This is a genomic window from Candidatus Binataceae bacterium (genome assembly GCA_035308025.1).
Taxonomy (GTDB): domain Bacteria; phylum Desulfobacterota; class Binatia; order Binatales; family Binataceae; genus JAJPHI01.
The window spans coordinates 1-19206 of sequence record DATGHL010000038.1; the positions used below are offsets into that span (position 1 = coordinate 1).

Genomic DNA, 19206 nt, shown 5'->3' on the forward strand with positions numbered 1-19206 from the left:
GAAGCCGCCTCGATGGCGACCGAAATCGAAGGCATCAAGCCGCAGCGTCCGATGACCCATGATCTGTTGCGCAACGTGATGGGCGAGCTGGGCGCGAGCGTCGAAGCGATCGAGATTACCGAATTGCGCGACAATACCTACTACGCGCGCATCGAGCTCAAGACCCGCGAGGGTGGGGCGCTCACGATCGATTCACGGCCGAGCGACGCCATCTCGGTCGCCCTGCGCACCAAGTCGCCGATCTACGTCGCCAAGCAGGTGCTGGAATCCTCGAGTGAGCTGCACGAGGCGGCGGAGCAAAGCGCCGTCTCCGAACAGAATCTCGCTGGCGTCTCGCGCGACAAGTGGTCGGAGATTCTCGAAAAGATGTCGCCTGACGACTTCAAGTACAAGATGTGAGCGCGCGTCGGGGTAGTTGCGGATCCGGCGGGCAGCCGTCGCGTCCGGACCTGAAGTACCGACCTCACATCTGAAAAAAAATGGCGACCAGCACCCACCGTCCGCACATCTCCCGCAAGGAGCTGCGCCAGCCCGACGAGTTCGTCAGCTTTTTCGACGCGGCCGGCGAATACGTCGCAACGCATCTCGTGCAGGTCATTCTCGCCGCGATGGGATTGCTGGCGCTGATTCTGTTCGCGGTCGGCGTGCGCTTTTACCTGAGCGCCCAGGAGCGCGACGCCGCCGAAGCCTTCTACGCCGCGGTTAACACGCTTGATCACAAGGATTACGCCGCGGCCGCAGCCCAATTCGCCGCGCTTGCCAACGAGCATCCGCACTCGCGCCTCGGTCGGCTCGCGCCGTTTTACGTCGCAAACGCGAATCTCGCGCAGCAGCAGCCGGCCAAAGCGCGCGACGCCCTCAAGCAGTATCTCGCCAACGACAGTCCGCCGGCTTTCCGCGAACTCGCCCTGATGCAGCTAGGGGTCGCCGACGAGGATCTCGGCGATTATGCCGGCGCTCGTGAGAGCTACGCAGAGGCTGCTGCGCTCAAAGGCGCCGAGCAGCCCCGCGCCGCGCTCAATGTCGCGCGGCTGCAGGCGCGCGCGGGCGAAAAAGCCGCCGCCATCGCCAGCTACCAGCGCTTCATTCGAGAAAATCCCTTTTCACCCGATCGCGGCACCGCAGTTGACGCGCTCGCCAGCCTCGGCGTCGCCGCGCCAGCATCGCCACAGCCTCCGCCGATGCCCGAGCCATAACCTCGGCCATTCAGCGCGAGCGTCCGGCGGACCGCGACCTTTGAAAGCTGCCGACCAAGCATGCGAATTCCGCGGTGGCAGCGGCCTTTTCGATGATTCGAGGATCGCCCATAGATATTGACTCGCTGATGGAGCGAGCGAATTTCTAAACTCTTCGGGCAACTTTCTAACCGCCAGTCGTGAAGCGAAGCTTCCGTTCGCTACAATTCAAAAGCCTTGATCCTTTGCTATAGTCGCACGCGGTTTAAAGCTTACGTAATAACGACGAATAGAGGAGAAACCAATGAACCAGATTGTCTATGCTATGCAGTTTAAGGGTAGCGCGGCTCCGAAGGCTGGCGTATCGGGAGTGATCTTAGCCTCGACCACTGCGCCGAGCTGCAAGTTCAGTTCAGTCGTTGGTCCCAGCGGTGTGACATCCACGCTGCAGCCGTTACCGGACGGGACAGCATCATTCGAGTCGGAAGTGACGCTCACCGGAGAAACGTCCTTCATCGAGGCTGGTACGATTCGGTTTGGCGAGTCGAGCCACTTGCTCCGGTTCAGTACCGTCGGCCAAGGATTCCTCGGCAAAAGTCCTGACGCGGCGCTGCAGCACGGCTCGGTTATGTGGCGGGTCGAGGGCGGCGAAGGTCAGTTCGCCGGCGCGAGCGGACTTATCACCTCCAACTTCACGTTGAGCACCACCGGCGAGGTGACAGATAACCACTTCGGACTGATTTTCGTGCGTTAACAATCGTCGCACCGCTCACTGCACCTAACCCGCAATTTTAACGGGACGCGCTCTTTTCGGCTAACTGCGACGTAATCACGAAATCGAAGACGTTGCTGGTCGGCAAGCCCACGACCTCGACGCCGTTGACCAAAAAGGTCGGCGTCGAGTTAATCTGAATCCCTTCGCCGTCCTTGCGATCCTGGAGGACCTTGGCCTCGGCCGCGTCGGTGAGGACGCACGCGTTCAAGGCTTTGACGTCTAGACTGTTGGCGTTCGCGTAGCGTTCGATATGCTCGCGCAGGTTCTGCACGTTAATTTCCGTTTGGTCCTGGTAAAAACTTCCCGCAAAGGCCCAGAACGCCGCGGGATTCTGCTGCCGTGCGCATTCCGCCGCGATCGCCGCCTGTTCCGCCCAGTCGTGCGAGGGCAGGGGGAAGTTCTTCCAGATCAGCCGCACCTTGCCCTTGTAGGTCGTGTTCACGACGGTCTCGATTTCACTGAAGGCCCGTGCGCAATACGGGCACTCGAAATCCGCAAACTCGATAATCGTGATCGGGGCGGACGCGGGACCCAGCGTCGCGCGATCTTCGAGATGCAGCGACTTTACGGACGCATGCTGCCACGGATCCGCAATATCAAAGGCGGCGAATTCGTGGACCAGCAGACCCTTATCTGCATCACTCGTCGTAAAGTACTTGAGCTCGACCTTCTGGCCCTGTCCGTTGCTGATCGTAACCTTCCGCTGCGACATCCCGGCCAACGGTCCCGCCGACGGCGGTCCAAGCTCCAGGAGAGTGGGGTCGGCGACCAGCAGCCGCTTTTGCAGCGCGGCCTTGAGTTTGGCGTCGCTGGGGGAATCTCCGGCGAGCGCTTCGGCGGCCAACGTTAGCCGTGGCGTCAGGTTCGCATAAGAAATATTATGTAAACTTGGATTTGCAACCAGAATCGTCAAAGCCGAGAGCGCCGCACCAACCGAAAAAATTTTCAATTTCATCGCGGCTCAATCATAGAGATGACGCGGACTTAGCGCCACTACAGACCGACGATTTCCCGATACAAACGGGGCCGTGAGCCGTTGCTGGCTTAAGGCGCGCGCAGTTGTAAAATAGCCGGCATGTCGTGGCGAGTTTTCAAGCTTCTATGTCTTGCTCTGACGACCCTGCTCGTGGGCTGCGCTGAGACGCCGACCCAGCGCGCCAATCGCATCGAACCGATGCTGGCGGCATCTGGCTTTCGACTCCATCCCGCCGACACCCCCGAGCGTCTCGATGATCTTAAGTGGCGGCCGGCGCTGAAGGTTAGATATTCGACGCGAAACGGCAAGATTTTTTACTGGTTCGCCGATCCGACGGTCTGTCGGTGCCTATACGTTGGCAGTCCCGAAGATTACCAAAAATACGAAGAGCTCCGCTTGCAACAACAAACGGTCGAGCGGGAAGAATCAGCCGCGGAGATGAACGAGGATGCCGCTCTGCAAGAGCGCTCGGATTTCATGATGTGGCCGATGTGGTGAACTGGTCCGGGCCGCCACCATGCTGGGCAATTATCTCAAGTAATACATTTAGCTAATCAGATAGTCTATCGGCTGAGCTTAAGATCGCTTGTTGCTGGAATCGCTAGCGGATCAGCGGCTGCGCTACGTGGCGGCGGCGTCGGTTTGAGGCCGAGCTCGGTGAGGGCGCGGCGGACGCCGAAGTGGCTCGGCGACAGCTCGAACGCCCGCTCCAGGTAGATGATCGCACTGGCGGTGCGCTCGAGCTGCAGCGCAACGCTCCCCAGCATATGGAGGATGTCGGCGGTTTCAGGACCGCTCTCCCGGGCGCGTTTTAGGGTCGCCAGGGCCTCGTCGTAATGGCCGAGCCGCGCCTCGGCCGAACCCAGCGCATAGCACACCACCTGATTTAGCGGGTCGAGTTCGCGCGCCTCCCGATAGAGTTGCAGCGCATTGCGCGGCGCCCCCTTCTTTTCCAGATCGAGCGCGGCGGCGGCGAGACGTTCGGCTTCATCGCTGAACCCGCGCACTTCGACTTCGACCTCGACCCGCGCCGCCATCAGTTCGATTTTGCGGATGCGCACGCGCGGTCCGAGGTAATTGCGGATTAGATCGACCACCGCATCTTCGCGCTCGCTTGAAAGCTCGAAAAAGATTGCGCCCAGCGGATCGCCGACGTGGTCGTCGCGCAAAATGACAATACGGCGCTGCCGGCTGATGCGGTTCACGTCTTGAACGCCGCCTGCCGCCGCGCCTCAGACCCGTTCATCGGGATCGAACAGCTTGCGGTATTCATCGAGCGCGAAACGATCGGTCATACCGGCAATGTAGTCGGCGACCACCCGCGCGATCGGCTCGCCTTCGCGCTCGGCCCGCGTCAGCACATGCTCGGGCATCTGGCGCGGCTCGGACATGTAGGCCTCGAACAGTTGCGTGAGGACGCGGCCCGCCTTGGCGGTCATGCGGCTGACGCGATAATTGCGATAGAGCCGATCGCGCATCAGGCGCTTGAGCTCGGCGACGCGCTCGTCCATCTCCGGGCTGAAGACGGCGAGCGCCCTCCCCGCCTCCTGAATTGCTTCGACGCTGTCGATTTTGCGATCGGACAACTCACGATCGATATTGGCGACGAAGTCCGTGACCATCAGATCGATCATTTTGATCGCGGTCTGATAGCGCACGATGCGCGCATCGTCGACCCCGCCCGCGACCGCGCGACGCGCCTCACAGTAAAGCCGCGAGGCTTCGAGCTCCGCCGTCGTCAGCATCCCGGCCTTGACGCCGTCATCGGCGTCGTGCGTGAGGTAGGCGATTTCGTCCGCCAGATCGACGATTTGCGCCTCGAGCCCCGGGTAGCGCGATGGCTCGAACTCCTGCGCCGCCGCACGCACCTTGAACGCCGAATGCTTAATGATTCCCTCGCGCACCTCGTAGCTGAGGTTGAGGCCGCGAAAACCCGGGTAGCGCACCTCGATCCAATCCACTGTCCTGAGGCTCTGCGCGTTGTGATCGAAGCCGCCATGCGCGCGCATCAGATTGTTGAGCGCGTGTTCGCCCGCGTGCCCGAAAGGCGGATGGCCGAGGTCGTGGGCCAGCGCGACGGCCTCCGCCAGGTCGCGATTAAGTCCGAGCGCCTGCGCCACCGTGCGGGTAATCTGCGCCGCCTCCAGCGTATGGGTCAGGCGCGTGCGATAGTAATCGCCTTCGTGGTTGACGAAGACCTGGGTCTTGTATTCGAGGCGCCGGAAAGCCGCGCAGTGGATTATGCGGTCGCGGTCGCGCTGAAAGCAGGTGCGCATCGGATGAGGCGGCTCGGGCACGCGCCGCCCGCGGCTCATGCGCGCGAGCGTCGCGTAGGGCGCGAGCGTGCGCCCTTCCAGCTCCTCCAAATCCGTTCGCGTCCGTAGCATCTTACCCTGCTGACAAATTATCACGGCGCCCTTCGCGCACCGAGACGAACCGGCAAAGGTCTGTGCACAGCCGCCGACCTCGCGTGTATAATCGCCACGGGTGGTGGAGGCGGTCGTGAGGGCGACACGAATCTCTTTGCTTTGGGCGCTGGCGCTGACCGTGACGACTACCGCATTCCAGGCCTGCTCGACGAACCGAAGCGGCTCCCCGCCCCTGCCCTACCCGGCATCTGCGACTTCGATCTTCGGAGTGGCCTCCTGGTACGGACCGGGCTTCGCGGGCCATCGCACCTCCAGCGGCGCGGTTTACGATCCCGATGGGATGACCGCGGCGTCCACGCTCTTTCCGCTCGGCAGCCGCATCCGCGTCACCAACCTTGGCAACAGCCGTGCAGTTGAGGTAACTATCAACGATCACGGTCCTTACGTGAAAGGGCGCGGCCTGGATCTGTCACACGGCGCCGCGCGCGCACTGGGAATGATCGGTGAGGGTACAGCTCGAGTCCGCATAGATGTTCTCCAGACGCCGGCCGGCGGTCCCGCCCTCGGCCAGCGCTACTTCGTTCAGGTCGGCGCATACGCGGACGCCGGAGGTGCGGCAAGTCTGCGCCGGCGGCTCGCCGCGAACTACCCCGATGTCAACGTTATCGCGGCAACCGTCGATGCGGGCCCGGTCTATCGTGTACAGATGGGCGCCTTTCTCGAGCGCGACCAGGCCGAGCAGCGCGCCGCCGCGCTCTCGGCCCGCGGCTATCGCGCGATGATCATTACGGAATGAAACCCCCAAACCCGGCAGGTGGGAGCGACCACAATACGCGCCGATAGCTATTACACGCTCGCAATTCATTTATCGGTAATTGCAGTCCTGGGCGCGGCCTTCGGCTGTGCGGACGCGACTAATCAGATCAAGCCGGGCGACGTCAAAAGTGGCGTCGCGCAAGTGCGACAACTCGACTTTCTGCAGGACGTCCCGTTCGTTTCCAAAACCCCGGCCGAAGCTCAGCAGATGATGATCGCCAAGCTCGAGCGCGACAATTCCGACGCGGAATTGCGCCTGAGCGGCGAGGCCGGCCAGATGACCGGGCTTTTCCCGGCCGGCATGGACCTCAAGCGCGAAGAAATAAAACTGATGCGCGAGCAGGTCGCGGGTTTTTATGATCCGCGCGACAAAGTGATGATTGAAGTTCGTGGGATGGGCGTCCTCGGCGGCAGCTTCACTGGCGAATCCGGTCCCAGCGGCGAACTGCTCTACGCGCACGAGCTGACGCACGCGCTCCAGGATCAGCATTTCCGGCTCGAACCGATGATGGAACGGGTCAAGAACAACGACGACCAGGAAATCGCGCTCCACTCCCTGATAGAAGGTGACGCCACACTGTCCGGCCTTGGTTATGTCGCGGGCGGGCTTACCGATCAGTCGGCGGATAAAATCGTCGCGCAACTGAGCGCCCTCGGCACTGGCGGCGAGGCCGAAGCGGCCGACGGGCCGATCGCGCTGCGTGTGCCGATGATGTTCCAGTACGCGCAGGGCGCCCGTTTTGTCGCCGAGGCCTGGAAGCGCGGCGGCTGGGACGCTGTCGATGCGCTTTACCGCGACCCGCCGCTCTCCTCGCAACAGATCCTCGATCCTTCACTCTATTTCGATCATCGCACGCCGCCCCTCCAGATCGAGCTCGGCGGCTATCAGAACCTCCTCCCGGATTGGAAAAAGGTTGAAGACGACACCTTCGGCGAGTTGCTGCTCAAGATTGTTCTCGAGCGTAATCTCCCGCCTCACTCACCGGCCGTGCGGCTGGCGGAAAGCTGGGCCGGCGATCAGATGGTCATCCTGCAAAAAGATCGCGTGGTAACTCTGATCTGGATGTTCGCCTTTCGCGACACTCTGTCAGCCGAGTCTTTTGCCGCAACCTACGACGGGATTTTGAGCCACTTGAAAGGGCCGCGCCACGCGCACGCCATCGAGACGCGGGCGGACACGGTGCTGGTCGTGATCGGACCTGCGGCAGCAGATTTCGCCGCGATAGCCCCGTCGGTCTGGCAGACGACGACTATCGCGACGCCCTGCCCCGCTCTGCTTAGACCCGCTCCAATCGCCGGATGCGGCGCACCTTTGACAGACGGACTGATCGCCGCCCACCACTGACCGCACCGACGGAACAAACGGCTACCTTGCGAAAGCGTCGTGATCAAGTAAACGTCACACGACAGCAGCTAGCAAGGATAAGGCTCATGATCGGAAAGGTATTTTCCATACAAATATCGAAGTTCGCGATCTGGATAGGTTTTTGAGGGTTTATTCAAAGGTTTCACGACTCTTTCTCTCACTCTGGTCGGCATTCAAAAAAGAGCGCCTAGATGAAACCACAAAGGTTCCTACAATTCGCCTTGTTCTTAATCACCCTCGCCGGTGGACCCTTTTGCGCGCATCCGGCAATCGCGCAGGAGCCGCCCGCTTGGCTGCCTTCATTTTTGGCGCAATCCGACTGTGGACCACCACCAACGTCAAAGGCGAAGGAAGCGCCCACCGGCAACCCAATCGCGGAATACCTTGAGATCTTCCCGGGGGATAAGGGACCGCAACCCAACTGGATCGCGCCTTTGGCTACGACGACTGCGGCCCCTACCTTGATACCGCAACTTCGCTATGACCAAATCTGGCAGGCAAATCCCAGAGGTGTCGCAACCGATAATTTTGGCGGAGGAAAAGGCGTCGGCGGGACTGCTCCCGGCGGGTTCGGTGACGGGTTGAACGTACTGGAATTGCCGGTGCCGGAGCTTCCGAATACGGAAGTCGTCCTCGGCCTGCCCGCATGGATCGCTCACAACGGCACCATTCAGCACCCGACGAAAAAAAATCCCCATCCTGCTACCGACGGATGGTCCGACGAAACATTCTGGCTTAAAAACCGTCTTTTCTGCCGACCAAAGGACCAAGGCAATTACATCGTCACCGCCTTGATCAATTTCAGTGCGCCAACCGGCACCGCGGGCAACAGCATGGGACACGGAGTTTTCACCCCGATGATCGCTGCGGGAAAAGGATTCAGGTATCTCGGACAAGACTTCGACGTTCAGGCCAACCTCGGCATCTCGCTCCCCGACGGCGGCCTCAAGCGGCTAGGCATGCCGCTCGCCTGGAACATCGTCTTCCAGTACGAGAAAACTCTCGGCTTATTTCCCAAGTGGACCATCTTGAGTGACTCGATCCTTTGGCCCGAATTCGAAGTGAACTATACCTGGTGGCCCAACGGCAAGCGCGAAGGACAGACGCAGATGTTTCTGACTCCCGGCGTCATACTCTCGAAAATTCGTCTCCCGTCAGCGACACTGACCCTCGGCGTCGGCTACCAGGTCGCCGTAACCGATAATCCGACCTATAACCACAGCGTTATTTTATCCGCTCGCGTTCCAATATCAGTATCAGGTTTAGCGAACCGGATTTTTAACTAGTCGACACTTTAGCCGAGACTTCAGCCGTTTCCTTCGGACCGAACCAGCGCCGCCTACTTGCCGGCGGGTTTCTCGAGATGGCCGCCGAACTCATAGCGCATCGCCGACAACAACTTGTTCTGAAAGTCCGCCTGACCGCGCGAATCGAACCGCGAATAAAGCGCCGTCGACAGCACCGGCGCGGGCACGGCCTCGTCGATCGCCGCCTTGATCGTCCAGCGGCCCTCGCCCGAGTCTGAGACGCGGCCGCCGAATTCCTTCAGCTCCGGGTCTTTGGCCAGCGCCGTCGCCGTCAGGTCCAGCAGCCACGAGGCGATCACGCTCCCGCGCCGCCACACCTCCGTGACGTCGCGCAAATTCAGATCGTACTGATAGTGTTCGGGGTCACGCAGCGGCGTGGTCTCCGCATCGGCCTCCTGCTTGCGTTTACCGACATTGGCGTGGTGCAGGACGCCGAGACCCTCGGCGTAGGCCGCCATGATGCCGTATTCGATCCCGTTATGGACCATCTTGACGAAATGGCCGGCGCCGTTGGCGCCGCAGTGCAGATAACCCTCTTCCGCGCTGCCCCCGACTTTTTCACGTCCCGGCGTTACCGGAATGTCGCCCCGGCCGGGTGCCAGGGTCTTGAAGATCGGATCGAGATGCCGCACCGTCGCCTCGCCGCCGCCGATCATCATGCAGTAGCCGCGCTCGAGCCCCCAGACGCCGCCGCTGGTGCCGACGTCGACGTAGTTCAACTGCTTCGCCGCAAGCTCCTCGGCGCGCCGGATGTCGTCAACGTAGTAGGAGTTGCCGCCGTCGATCAGGATGTCGCCGGACTCCAGATGCGGCAAAAGATCGCTGATCGTTTTATCCACCACCGCCGCCGGCACCATCAGCCACACCGCTCGGGGCTTCGAGAGCTTCGCGGCAAAGTCGGCGAGCGCGCCTGCGCCGACCGCTTTTTCTTTCGCCAGGTCGCTGACCGCCTTCGACGACACGTCAAACACCACACATTCATGGCCGCCGGCGATCAGCCGCCGCACCATGTTCGAGCCCATCCGGCCGAGTCCGATCATTCCGAGCTGCATAGATATTTCCTTCGTGTAATCAGGTTCAGTCCTGCCGCGCTTTCCGGTAACGCCGAATCAGGTTATTGGTTGACGAGTCGTGGGCGAGCGCCGGTTCGGCGCGGCCCTCCAGCTCGGGAATGATGCGCTGGGCCAGCACCTTGCCGAGTTCAACACCCCATTGATCGAATGAGTCGATCTGCCAGATCGTCCCCTGGGTAAACACGCTATGCTCGTAAAGCGCGACGAGCTTGCCCAGCGCTGCCGGCGTCAGCCGCTCAAGCAGAATCGTGTTGGAGGGCCGGTTGCCCGCGAACACCCGATGCGGCACGAGCCAGTCCGGCGTGCCCTCAGCCTTTACCTGTTCCGCGGTTTTGCCGAAGGCCAGCGCCTCCGTCTGGGCGAAGACGTTGGCCAGCAGCATATCGTGATGCCGGCCCAGGGGATTGAGGCTGTGGTTGAAGGCGATGAAGTCCGCGGGAATCAACCGCGTGCCCTGATGGATCAGTTGATAAAACGAGTGCTGCCCGTTAGTCCCCGGTTCGCCCCAGTAGATCGGTCCGGTGGCGTAATCAACCTCACTACCGTCGAGCGTTACATGCTTGCCGTTGCTCTCCATCGTTAACTGCTGGAGGTATGCGGGAAAGCGCTTGAGATATTGCTCGTACGGGAAGACGCCGACCGTCGCCGCGCCAAAAAAGTCGTTGTACCAGATCGCCAGAAGGCCCATCAGCACCGGCAGGTTTTGCGCGAACGGCGTCGAGCGGAAATGCTCGTCAATCTCCCGAAAGCCCTCGAGCATCGCGCGAAAATTCTCAGGCCCAACCGCGATCATGGTCGACAGCCCGATCGCCGAGTCCATCGAATAGCGCCCGCCGACCCAGTCCCAAAAACCGAACATGTTCGCGGTGTCGATCCCGAATTTCGTGACCTCGCCGGCATTGGTCGAGACCGCGACGAAGTGTTTTGCGACCGCCGCGGCGTCGCCGCCGAGACCGGCGAGAGACCATTCACGCGCGCTCTGCGCGTTGGTCATCGTCTCAAGCGTCGTGAAGGTCTTCGAGGAGATGATGAAGAGCGTTTCCGCCGCGTCGAGATCGCGCGTCGCCTCGACGAAATCCGTGCCGTCAACGTTGGAAACGAAGCGCATCGTGAGCGCGCGATCGCTGTAATGCTTCAACGCCTCATACGCCATCACCGGCCCGAGGTCGGAGCCCCCGATGCCGATATTGATCACGTTGCGGATGCGCTTGCTGGTGTGACCCTTCCACTCGCCGCTACGGACGCGGTTCGCAAAAGCCGCCATCCGGTCGAGCACAGCGTGCACCTCGGGCACGACGTTGCAGCCGTCCACGACAATCGAGGCTCCCTGCGGCGCGCGCAAAGCCGTGTGCAGAACCGCACGCTTTTCGGTGACGTTGATCTTGTCGCCGCGGAACATCGCGTCGATCCGTTCGCGCAGCCCGGACTCCTCGGCCAACCTGATCAATAACGCGAGCGTCTCATCGCTAATCCGATTCTTCGAGTAGTCGAAGTAAACGCCCGCGGCCTCAGCCGTCATCCGTAGGCCGCGATCCGGATCCGCGGAGAAAAGTTGCCGCAGATGGAGCGCGCTGAGCTTCTCATAATGATCTTTGAGCGCGGCCCACGCCGGGCGGCGGCGCAGCGGTGCGACTTCCGTCATATTGTCCTCACCCGTTTGCGTCAGCCGTTTGCGTCACGAACTGTCGCGAGGGTTTCAGCCGGCCTTGCGGATCGTGACGCTCTTCGACTCGATGCGCTCCATCAGTTCATTCCAGGATTTGACGAACGCCTTCGCGCCCTCGTCCTGCAGCGTCGCGCCCAAAGCATCGATATCGAAGCCGGCCTTGCCGAACTCGGCGAGAACCTGTTCGCAGTCACCGCCGTCCGCGGCCATCAGCGCGCCGATTTTGCCATGCTCGGCGAACGCCTTCAGCGTAGCCTCGGGCATCGTATTGACGGTGAAGGGCGCGGCGAGCGCCTCGATGTAGAGCACGTCAGAGGCCTTCGGATCTTTGGTTCCGGTGCTGGCCCACAAAACGCGCTGCGGGCGTGCGCCGAGATTCAAAACGCGCAGCCAGCGCGGCGAATTGAGCAGGTCGCGTGCGGCTTTGTAGGTCCGTCGAGCAATCGCGATACCCAACTGATCGCGCAGCGTCTCCGGCGTTTTACCGGTCACCGCGCCGTCCCAGCGGCTCACGAACAAGGAGGCGACCGAGCCGATACTCGGATCGAGTCCGGCCTCGATGCGCCGTTCGATCCCGCGCAGGTAGGCCTCGGCGGCGCTGAGATAATGCTCGCGCGAGAAGAGCAGTGTCACGTTGATCGGGATGCCGGCAAAGATCGACTCTTCGATCGCGGGCAGGCCTTCTTCAGTGCCGGGGATCTTGATCAGCAGATTCGGACGGCCGGCGCGGGCGTGCAGCTCCTTGGCCGCAGCGATCGTCTTCGCGGTGTCGTACGCCAGTAGCGGCGAGACTTCGAGCGAGACCCAGCCGTCCACCCCGTCGGTGCGGTCATGGACCGGCTTGAACAGATCCGCGGCGCGCGTCAGATCGTCAAGCGCCAGTTCGAAAAACAGCTTTTCGCCGGCTTTGCCCTCGCCGAGTTTCTGCTGAATCGCCGCGTCGTAGTCCGTGCTCTTGGCAATCGCGTTGTCGAAGATCGTCGGATTCGAGGTCAGTCCGGTGACGGACAGGTCGTCAATATATTTTTTCAACGTGCCGGTCGTCAGCAAGTTGCGGGTGATATTATCGAGCCAGATGCTTTGACCCAGGTTGTGCAGCGATTCCGTAGCCTTCATGGTGTCACCTCGAAATTGGAGCGCGGTTGCGTTCGCAGAATTGCGCGCGGGATCATGAGCTTGATGCGCGCGCCGCCATACCATCCATGCCAATCTCTCCGGCGCCGCCAGTCAAGGCCCTGTTCACGATTTCCTGGGCCTCAGCGAGGATCGTGTCGAGATGGGCGCGATCCTTGAAACTCTCCGCGTAGATCTTGTAGATGCTCTCCGTACCTGACGGTCGCGCGGCGAACCATCCGCTGCGCGCAACGACTTTGAGCCCGCCAATCGCCGCGTTGTTGCCTGGAGCCTTGGTCAGTTTTGCGATGATCTTTTCACCCGCGAGGTCCGACGCGTTAACCGCCTCGGGTGCGAGCTTCGCGAGCTTCGTCTTCTGTTCAGCGGTTGCCGGCGCGTCGACCCGCGCGTAAAGCGGCTCGCCGAAACGCGCCGTCAAGTCGCGATAATGCTCGCCCGGGTCCCGTCCGGTCCGCGCCGTTATCTCCGCCGCCAGCAGGTTCGGTACCAGGCCATCTTTGTCGGTGGTCCAGACGGTGCCGTCGTGCCGCAGAAAAGATGCGCCGGCGCTCTCCTCGCCCGCGAAGCCAATCGATCCGTCCACCAACCCATCGACGAACCACTTGAAGCCCACCGGCACTTCGACCAGTCGCCGACCTAAGTCCGCCACAACCCGATCGATTATGCCGCTGCTCACGACCGTCTTGCCCGCGCCCGCCGTCTTGGACCATCGCGGCCGATTGGCGAACAGATAGCTGATAGCGACCGCAAGATAGCTGTTCGGTTCGAGCAGGCCATAGCGTTTGCTGACGATTCCGTGCCGGTCAGCGTCGGCATCGTTCGCGAAGACCAGATCGAAGCGATCCTTGAGCTTGACCGTGCCCGCCATCGCATAGACTGAGGACGGGTCCATCCGAATCTGGCCGTCCCAATCTACCGTCATGAAGCGGAAGGTCCCATCGACCGTCGGGTTCACGACTTCGAGGTTCAGCTTGTAACGTTCAGCAATCGCCGCCCAATAGGCGACGCTGGCGCCGCCGAGCGGGTCGGCTCCAATATGTAATCCACTATGCTTGATCGCGTCGACATCGATTATCGATTCCAAGTCACCGACATACTCATCGACATACCTGTGCCGATGAGTAGTAGCTGCATGCAGCGCGCGCTCGTACGGGATCCTCGTGACTTCGCGAAGGTCCTGCTCGATAAGCGCGTTGGCGCGCCCCTCGATCCATTGGGTGACTGCGGAGTCGGCGGGACCGCCGTGGGGCGGGTTGTATTTGAAGCCGCCGGAATTCGGCGGGTTATGCGAAGGGGTCACGACAATCCCGTCGGCGAGACCGCGTCGGCGGCCGCGGTTATAGACCAGAATCGCGTGCGAGACGACCGGTGTCGGCGTGTAGCCATCGTCCGCATCAATCATGACCGCGACGCCGTTTGCCGCCAGTACCTCCAGTGCGCTCGCAAAGGCCGGCGCGGATAGCGCGTGCGTATCGATGCCGAGGTAGAGCGGTCCGTCGATCCCCTCGCGTTGGCGGTAATCGCAGATGGCCTGCGTGATCGCGAGTATGTGCGTCTCGTTAAATGAATTGTCGAACGACGACCCGCGATGTCCGGAAGTCCCGAAACTCACGCGCTGCGCCGCCACGGAGAGATCGGGCCGGCCTGTGTAGTACGCCGTGATCAGCCTCGGCAAGTTGACCAGCGTCGACGGTTCGGCGGGCTTCCCCGCCAGTGGACTGATCTTCATACCGATCAATCTTCCGCCGAGTTAAGACCGCTCGCAAACGTGACACCCGCTTGTTGGCTCGAATCGCACGCCGCCGCGATGATCATTGAAATGGCTTTGCTCCCGTTACTCCTGTACTATTCGCCGCGATTCTGGTCACCCGCGATTTTGGCGTCACTTAGACTACCGAGGCGATCCTGATGGTGAGAAGACTAACCGCACTGCTTCGCGAGTTGGCGCCAGTCGTTGCGTTCTTCTTCGTCGCCTTGATGCTCATTCTCCTGTTACTCAAGCTCTTTGTCGCGCAGTACTCGATAGAATTTTATGCTTTTAGCCGCGCCGCGCTTGGTGCATTGGTCCTCGGCAAAGTGGTTCTGCTGATGGAATGGACGCAGGCTGGACATGCGCAGAATCGCTTTCCGCGCGCTCTCGTGGTGGCTTACAAGACTTTCCTTTACGGCGTGGTCGTGATCGTTTTCGGTATAGGCGAACGGATTTTTCACGGCGCCCGCGAAACGGGTAGTCTGCATGCAGGGGCTCGACTCGTCATCGCCAACGCGAAATTGGACCGCTTTCTCGGCCTCGTTCTGCTGATCAGCATGATCGTCGCGGCCTACCTGGTGATGGAAGAGATCGGCCGGGCGATGGGCAAGGGAGCGCATTCCGGCTCTTCTTCGAATCACCGGCACGCGCAGAAACGTCACTCACTGAGGCCGGGTGATGGGTGCGCCGTTCGCTCCTGAAATCGATGAACCGGGGAACCGCTCGACGGCAAGCCTCGCGCATATATTTTGGGTCTTCTTCTATATCGGCGCGACCAGTTTCGGCGGCGGTGTCGTTGCCTATCTGCGCGAGCATCTGGTCGAGCGGCAGCAGTGGCTCGACGCCGATCATTTTCTCGCGGCGCTCGAGATCGCCGAGACCGTCCCCGGCCTCATCTCGACCAATGTCAGCGTGATCGTCGGCAGTCGTTTGCGCGGCGTGATGGGATCAATCGTCGCCGTGCTTGGGATGACCGTGCCGGGGGCAGTCGTGGTCTTTGCTCTCGGTATCCTCTATGCGCATTTCAGGAAAAACCCCGACGTCGGCGCCGTCCTCGCCGGTGTCGCCGCCGCGGCCGTCGGCCTGATCCTCGCCGTGACGATCCAGATCGGTTATCGCGGACTGAGAAAACGGCTGGATTTGGCGATCCTGATTCCAACCTTCATCCTGGTCGGCGTTTACCACATTTCACTCATTCCAGTTCTCGTGGTCCTTGCACCGATCGCAGTCCAACTCAATCGCCCGAACGGCGATGAACTCGCCGCCTATCACGCCCAACAATCGGCCTATCATGCGCAATTGGCGGAACATCACGACGCAGTCGCCGCGCGCCATGCGGCCAAACCACCCTCCGGATCATGAACAAGCTCATCAGCCTGGTGAATGTCTTCGCATTGTTGTCGATTCTGGCGGTCGGCGGCGGCACTGCGGTTTTGCCGCAGATGAAGCATGAGGTAGTCGGGCAGCATCACTGGCAGACCGCCGAGCAATTCACCGACGTCTACAGTTTGGGCCAACTCGCGCCCGGTCCAAACATGAATATGGTGACCATCATCGGTTATCACGTCGCCGGCCCACTCGGCGCCCTCCTGGTGCTGCTCGCCTTCTACATACCCTCGTGCACCCTGGCTTTTACCGTGGGCAAAATCTGGGACCACTTCGAAGGCTCGCCCTGGCGCGACGCCGTGCAGCGCGGGATGGCGCCGATAACCGTGGGCCTGATGCTCTCGGGCGTCTACGCGATCGGCAAAACCGCAACTTTCAACCTCGACGCTTCAATGCGCCGCAATATAGTCACCGGTGCGATCACGCTGGCGGTCACTGCGATCCTGCTGCTCCGCCGGATCAATCCAGCTCTATTGATCCTCGTCGGCGGCGCCGTCGGCTGGCTCACCCTGCGCTTTATCAGCTGAGTTCGAGTTTCAGCTCGGCGCCGATGATTCCGCCAGAAATTGTTCCGCATGCTTCATGGCCAGTTCCCGGTTGGCAGCCAAACGGGCAAGTGCCGACCGCATGCGCGGATCACTCATGTGGTCGCGCACCCCGCGAGTGAGGTTGAGGCGAGACCTTTCCTGCCACGCCGCCAGGTCGGCTTGGGACGAGCGCAGCGCGACCGCGCGCAGCTCAGCTCGAAACGCCCGCATCCAATCGATCGGCCGGCTCGGCTGCGAGGTTGGCGGGCAGAGCCGGTTCTTCTCAGCATCGTCGCGCCGGGTCGCCTCAATGAATCCGATAAGTGCCGCGTTAAATGTAATGAAGCCGCCCGTGAGCGACTGGATCGTGATCCGTCGAGGTTCGAAGATCGGCCGGACCGGCGCCACGCGGAACCCATAGGCCGTGCAGTCCACGTGAACCTGGCCGCGGTCGGTCGGAATTTCTCCGTCAGTCAGCACTATTCGGTCAGCACTTAGGCGTCGCACTCGTCCGAGACGCACCACTCTCTCGATCTGCTCTAGTCCTTTTCGCTCCGCCGCGCCGAGTATGGCGCCACGGTACATGGTTGGGGCGACCTTCGGGTCGAGCCGATTAAGTTGACCGCAAGCTTCGAGGTGACGCCACAGGTCGTCGACGCTCTCGGCCTGCGCGAGGGCCTCGACTCCGAGCGAGAAACTTTCGACCGTCGAGGTGACGAGATCGCGCGGCTGTAAAGACGCGCGATCCATCAGCCAGGCATCGCGTGGCCTGATCCAACGGATCTTGTTGGGATCGACACCATGGTCGAGCAACCAATTGCAGGCGTCCATGGCGGTCTTGCCGGCGCCGAGGATCGTATAGCCGGTGGGCGGTTCGGCCAGCGCGACGAGTGCGCCGACAGGAAGGCAATGTACATTCGGGTCCACCTCGAACGACGGCCTATGCGTCGCAGGTACCGACGATTCGAGGTAGGTCGTGTCCACTACCTTGCGTCGTACACGGACCGCGGTTCTGGCGCCGGTTAGGCGGCACCTGAACGCGTGCTCGTTCGACCAGTTCCCGACATAGTCGCACATCCCGAAAAAGCGCACCTTGCCCGACGGCAACAACGCCTCGTCGAGGACCTTTTGGAAGTAGTCGCAGATCTCCACGCCGGTCGCTCGCTCGTAGAACCCCACGTTCGGTCCGGTTCGGTCGATTGAGTCCGTGCCCAGCACTCGCGAGTTAACACCGTAGTTTGCCGAGGCCTGGTGGATGCGAACGAAAGGGTATGCGTCGTTCCAGTGACCGCCCGGGCAGTGTCGCCGATCCACCATCACGACGTCGCTGTCGCACTCAGCGATCAGCGCATCTGCAAACGCCATCCCGGCCGCACCCGCACCAACGATCAGATAGTCGGTATCGATTACGGTCATGATTCAGCTCCTCCTTAGACGATCCCAGCCTCGTTTCTCTCCTACGCCATTGTGCGCCATCCTTGGGCCCGTTCGTCCGGGTCCGGATCACTTACATCGACCTACGGCGATTTGACAACCCGTGGCACTCGTCGGATAAGAAGACATCTTTGTCAGGCGAGGATTCTCGACCATTAAACGTGCGGAGGTAACTTCGATGGGACGGACATTCTTTCGGCGGGCGAACCTGATCGATGGCATTCATGCCGTGAAGAAAAACGCCACCGTTGTGGTCGAGGGCGAGCGCATCACGGCCGTCGGCACGAATGGCGATGCGCCCAAACCCTCCGCGCACGATACCGTCTATGATCTCAACGGCCGCTCGCTGATGCCCGGCATGGTGCAGTGCCACTACCACGGCGCGTACGACAACGTCGCCAGCCTCAACGACATCGACATGAAGCATCCCGCGACCTACCTGACGCTCATCGCGGCGCACAATGCCGAGATGCTCCTGCATGCGGGCTTTACCGGAGCGGTCGGCGCCGGCGCGCTGCACAATATCGATGTGACGCTGAAACGCGCGATCAACCACGGCCTCATCCCCGGACCGCGGCTCCTGGCCTCCGGCCGCGACGTCGTCACCACCGGCGACTCGGTGGATTTCCATCCGTCATGGTGGAATCTGAAGATGGAAGGCCTCGGCCTCATCTGCGACGGTCCTGACGAGTTCCGCAAGGCCGTCCGCGACGAAATCAAGCAGGGTGTGGACATTATCAAGCTCTATCCGACTGGCGGCCACGGCCTCTTATGGCCCGCCGACGTGATGACGATGACGCAGGCGGAACTCGACGCAGCCGCTGAGACCGCGCACGAACGCGGGAAAAAAATCCGCGGCCACATCATCTCAAAGCGCGGAATCATGGCCGCGCTCGACGCCGGCCTCGACGTTATCGATCACGGCGACCAGATGGACGAGGAATGTATTGAGCGCTTCGTTGCGCAGGGAACCTTCGTCGTGCCGAGCCTTTACTTTCCCTACATGATGGTCGAGCAGAAGCGCCGCACCGGCAAGGCGGCGTTCCCCGGCGTCGAGGAGATGGAACGCGGTCTCGAAGACTCCTATCGCATGATTCCCAAGGCGCACGCCGCCGGGGTCAAGCTCGTGATCGGCGACGACTTCGGCACCGCACCGATGCCTCATGGTGAATATGCCAAAGAGCTTGAGGCTTATGTGAAGGGTGCCGGCATCCCGGCGATCGAGGTGCTCGGCTGGGCGACCCGCAACGGCGCCGAACTCCTCGGCATGAAGGATGATCTCGGCACGATCGAGGCGGGCAAGCTGGCCGATCTGCTGGTGGTTGAGGGAGACCCGACCAAGGACATCACGCTGTTGCAAGACCGCGTGAACCTCAAGGTTGTGATGAAGGGCGGCGTCCTCGTCGACTGCGACCTGACGCCGTCGAAGGCGATCGCTAAAGCCGCTTGAGA

At 61.5% G+C, this 19206-nt stretch carries 19 protein-coding genes; 11 read left to right on the forward strand and 8 right to left on the reverse strand.

Translation table 11 applies throughout. From position 1 onward, the window contains the following. The 3 genes from VKS22_11220 to VKS22_11230 form a co-directional block, all read left to right on the forward strand. The coding region (locus tag VKS22_11220) for a bifunctional nuclease family protein (protein HLW71178.1) at positions 1-399 on the forward strand (399 nt) is incomplete at its 5' end. Positions 400-479: 80 nt separating this feature from the next. Next, on the forward strand, positions 480-1196 hold the full coding sequence (locus VKS22_11225) for a tetratricopeptide repeat protein (protein HLW71179.1): 717 nt from the start codon (positions 480-482) through the stop codon (positions 1194-1196). Positions 1197-1479: 283 nt separating this feature from the next. Then, a complete protein-coding gene (locus VKS22_11230; protein HLW71180.1) occupies positions 1480-1929 on the forward strand; it encodes a hypothetical protein in 450 nt (149 codons plus the stop codon). A 37-nt stretch (positions 1930-1966) separates the two neighbouring features. Here VKS22_11230 and VKS22_11235 read toward each other — a convergent pair whose 3' ends face one another. Continuing rightward, complete coding sequence (locus VKS22_11235; GenBank protein ID HLW71181.1) at positions 1967-2905, reverse strand: thioredoxin domain-containing protein; 939 nt, start codon at positions 2903-2905, stop codon at positions 1967-1969. A gap of 120 nt (positions 2906-3025) precedes the next feature. Between VKS22_11235 and VKS22_11240 the strand changes: the two genes are divergently transcribed. Next, positions 3026-3424: a hypothetical protein gene (locus tag VKS22_11240; GenBank protein ID HLW71182.1), complete on the forward strand. Its 399-nt coding sequence runs from the start codon at positions 3026-3028 to the stop codon at positions 3422-3424. Positions 3425-3489: 65 nt separating this feature from the next. On the opposite strand, the gene VKS22_11245 is transcribed toward VKS22_11240, so the two are convergent. Further along, positions 3490-4131 carry a tetratricopeptide repeat protein gene (locus VKS22_11245; GenBank protein HLW71183.1) on the reverse strand — a complete coding sequence of 214 codons (642 nt, stop codon included), beginning with the start codon at positions 4129-4131 and terminating at the stop codon, positions 3490-3492. Positions 4132-4158: 27 nt separating this feature from the next. Next, positions 4159-5313 carry a deoxyguanosinetriphosphate triphosphohydrolase gene (locus tag VKS22_11250; GenBank protein ID HLW71184.1) on the reverse strand — a complete coding sequence of 385 codons (1155 nt, stop codon included), beginning with the start codon at positions 5311-5313 and terminating at the stop codon, positions 4159-4161. Positions 5314-5428: 115 nt separating this feature from the next. Between VKS22_11250 and VKS22_11255 the strand changes: the two genes are divergently transcribed. The 3 genes from VKS22_11255 to VKS22_11265 all read left to right on the forward strand — a co-directional run bounded on the left by VKS22_11255 (position 5429) and on the right by VKS22_11265 (position 8763). Continuing rightward, positions 5429-6091: a septal ring lytic transglycosylase RlpA family protein gene (locus VKS22_11255; GenBank protein ID HLW71185.1), complete on the forward strand. Its 663-nt coding sequence runs from the start codon at positions 5429-5431 to the stop codon at positions 6089-6091. Between the two features lie 18 nt (positions 6092-6109). Then, positions 6110-7456: a hypothetical protein gene (locus VKS22_11260; GenBank protein ID HLW71186.1), complete on the forward strand. Its 1347-nt coding sequence runs from the start codon at positions 6110-6112 to the stop codon at positions 7454-7456. 212 nt (positions 7457-7668) lie between these two features. Further along, entirely contained in the window at positions 7669-8763 is a 1095-nt protein-coding gene (locus tag VKS22_11265; protein ID HLW71187.1) for a hypothetical protein, read from the forward strand. 53 nt (positions 8764-8816) lie between these two features. Here VKS22_11265 and gnd read toward each other — a convergent pair whose 3' ends face one another. Genes gnd through pgm form a run of 4 tightly spaced genes read right to left on the reverse strand, consistent with a single transcriptional unit; the run spans position 8817 to position 14386 of the window. Then, positions 8817-9836, reverse strand: coding sequence for a decarboxylating 6-phosphogluconate dehydrogenase (gene gnd, locus VKS22_11270; GenBank protein ID HLW71188.1), 1020 nt, complete (start codon positions 9834-9836; stop codon positions 8817-8819). 25 nt (positions 9837-9861) lie between these two features. Continuing rightward, positions 9862-11499: a glucose-6-phosphate isomerase gene (pgi, locus tag VKS22_11275; GenBank protein HLW71189.1), complete on the reverse strand. Its 1638-nt coding sequence runs from the start codon at positions 11497-11499 to the stop codon at positions 9862-9864. Between the two features lie 54 nt (positions 11500-11553). After that, positions 11554-12639 carry a transaldolase gene (tal, locus tag VKS22_11280; GenBank protein HLW71190.1) on the reverse strand — a complete coding sequence of 362 codons (1086 nt, stop codon included), beginning with the start codon at positions 12637-12639 and terminating at the stop codon, positions 11554-11556. A 52-nt stretch (positions 12640-12691) separates the two neighbouring features. After that, positions 12692-14386, reverse strand: a complete 1695-nt coding sequence (gene pgm, locus VKS22_11285) for a phosphoglucomutase (alpha-D-glucose-1,6-bisphosphate-dependent) (GenBank protein HLW71191.1) — start codon at positions 14384-14386, stop codon at positions 12692-12694. A gap of 179 nt (positions 14387-14565) precedes the next feature. Between pgm and VKS22_11290 the strand changes: the two genes are divergently transcribed. The 3 genes from VKS22_11290 to VKS22_11300 are packed head-to-tail and all read left to right on the forward strand — an operon-like array spanning position 14566 to position 16320. After that, complete coding sequence (locus VKS22_11290; GenBank protein ID HLW71192.1) at positions 14566-15108, forward strand: hypothetical protein; 543 nt, start codon at positions 14566-14568, stop codon at positions 15106-15108. Continuing rightward, the gene (locus VKS22_11295; protein HLW71193.1) at positions 15086-15769 is read left to right on the forward strand and encodes a chromate transporter; all 684 of its coding nucleotides are present in this window, start codon (positions 15086-15088) and stop codon (positions 15767-15769) included. The genes VKS22_11290 and VKS22_11295 overlap by 23 nt, the downstream gene beginning before the upstream one ends. Beyond that, positions 15766-16320 carry a chromate transporter gene (locus tag VKS22_11300; GenBank protein ID HLW71194.1) on the forward strand — a complete coding sequence of 185 codons (555 nt, stop codon included), beginning with the start codon at positions 15766-15768 and terminating at the stop codon, positions 16318-16320. The genes VKS22_11295 and VKS22_11300 overlap by 4 nt, the downstream gene beginning before the upstream one ends. Positions 16321-16329: 9 nt before the next feature. Here the strand turns inward: VKS22_11300 and VKS22_11305 are convergent, their stop codons facing one another. Further along, positions 16330-17736, reverse strand: a complete 1407-nt coding sequence (locus tag VKS22_11305) for an NAD(P)-binding protein (GenBank protein ID HLW71195.1) — start codon at positions 17734-17736, stop codon at positions 16330-16332. Between the two features lie 196 nt (positions 17737-17932). On the opposite strand from VKS22_11305, the gene VKS22_11310 reads away from it, so the two are divergent. Then, on the forward strand, positions 17933-19204 hold the full coding sequence (locus VKS22_11310) for an amidohydrolase family protein (GenBank protein ID HLW71196.1): 1272 nt from the start codon (positions 17933-17935) through the stop codon (positions 19202-19204). Positions 19205-19206: the final 2 nt, after the last annotated feature.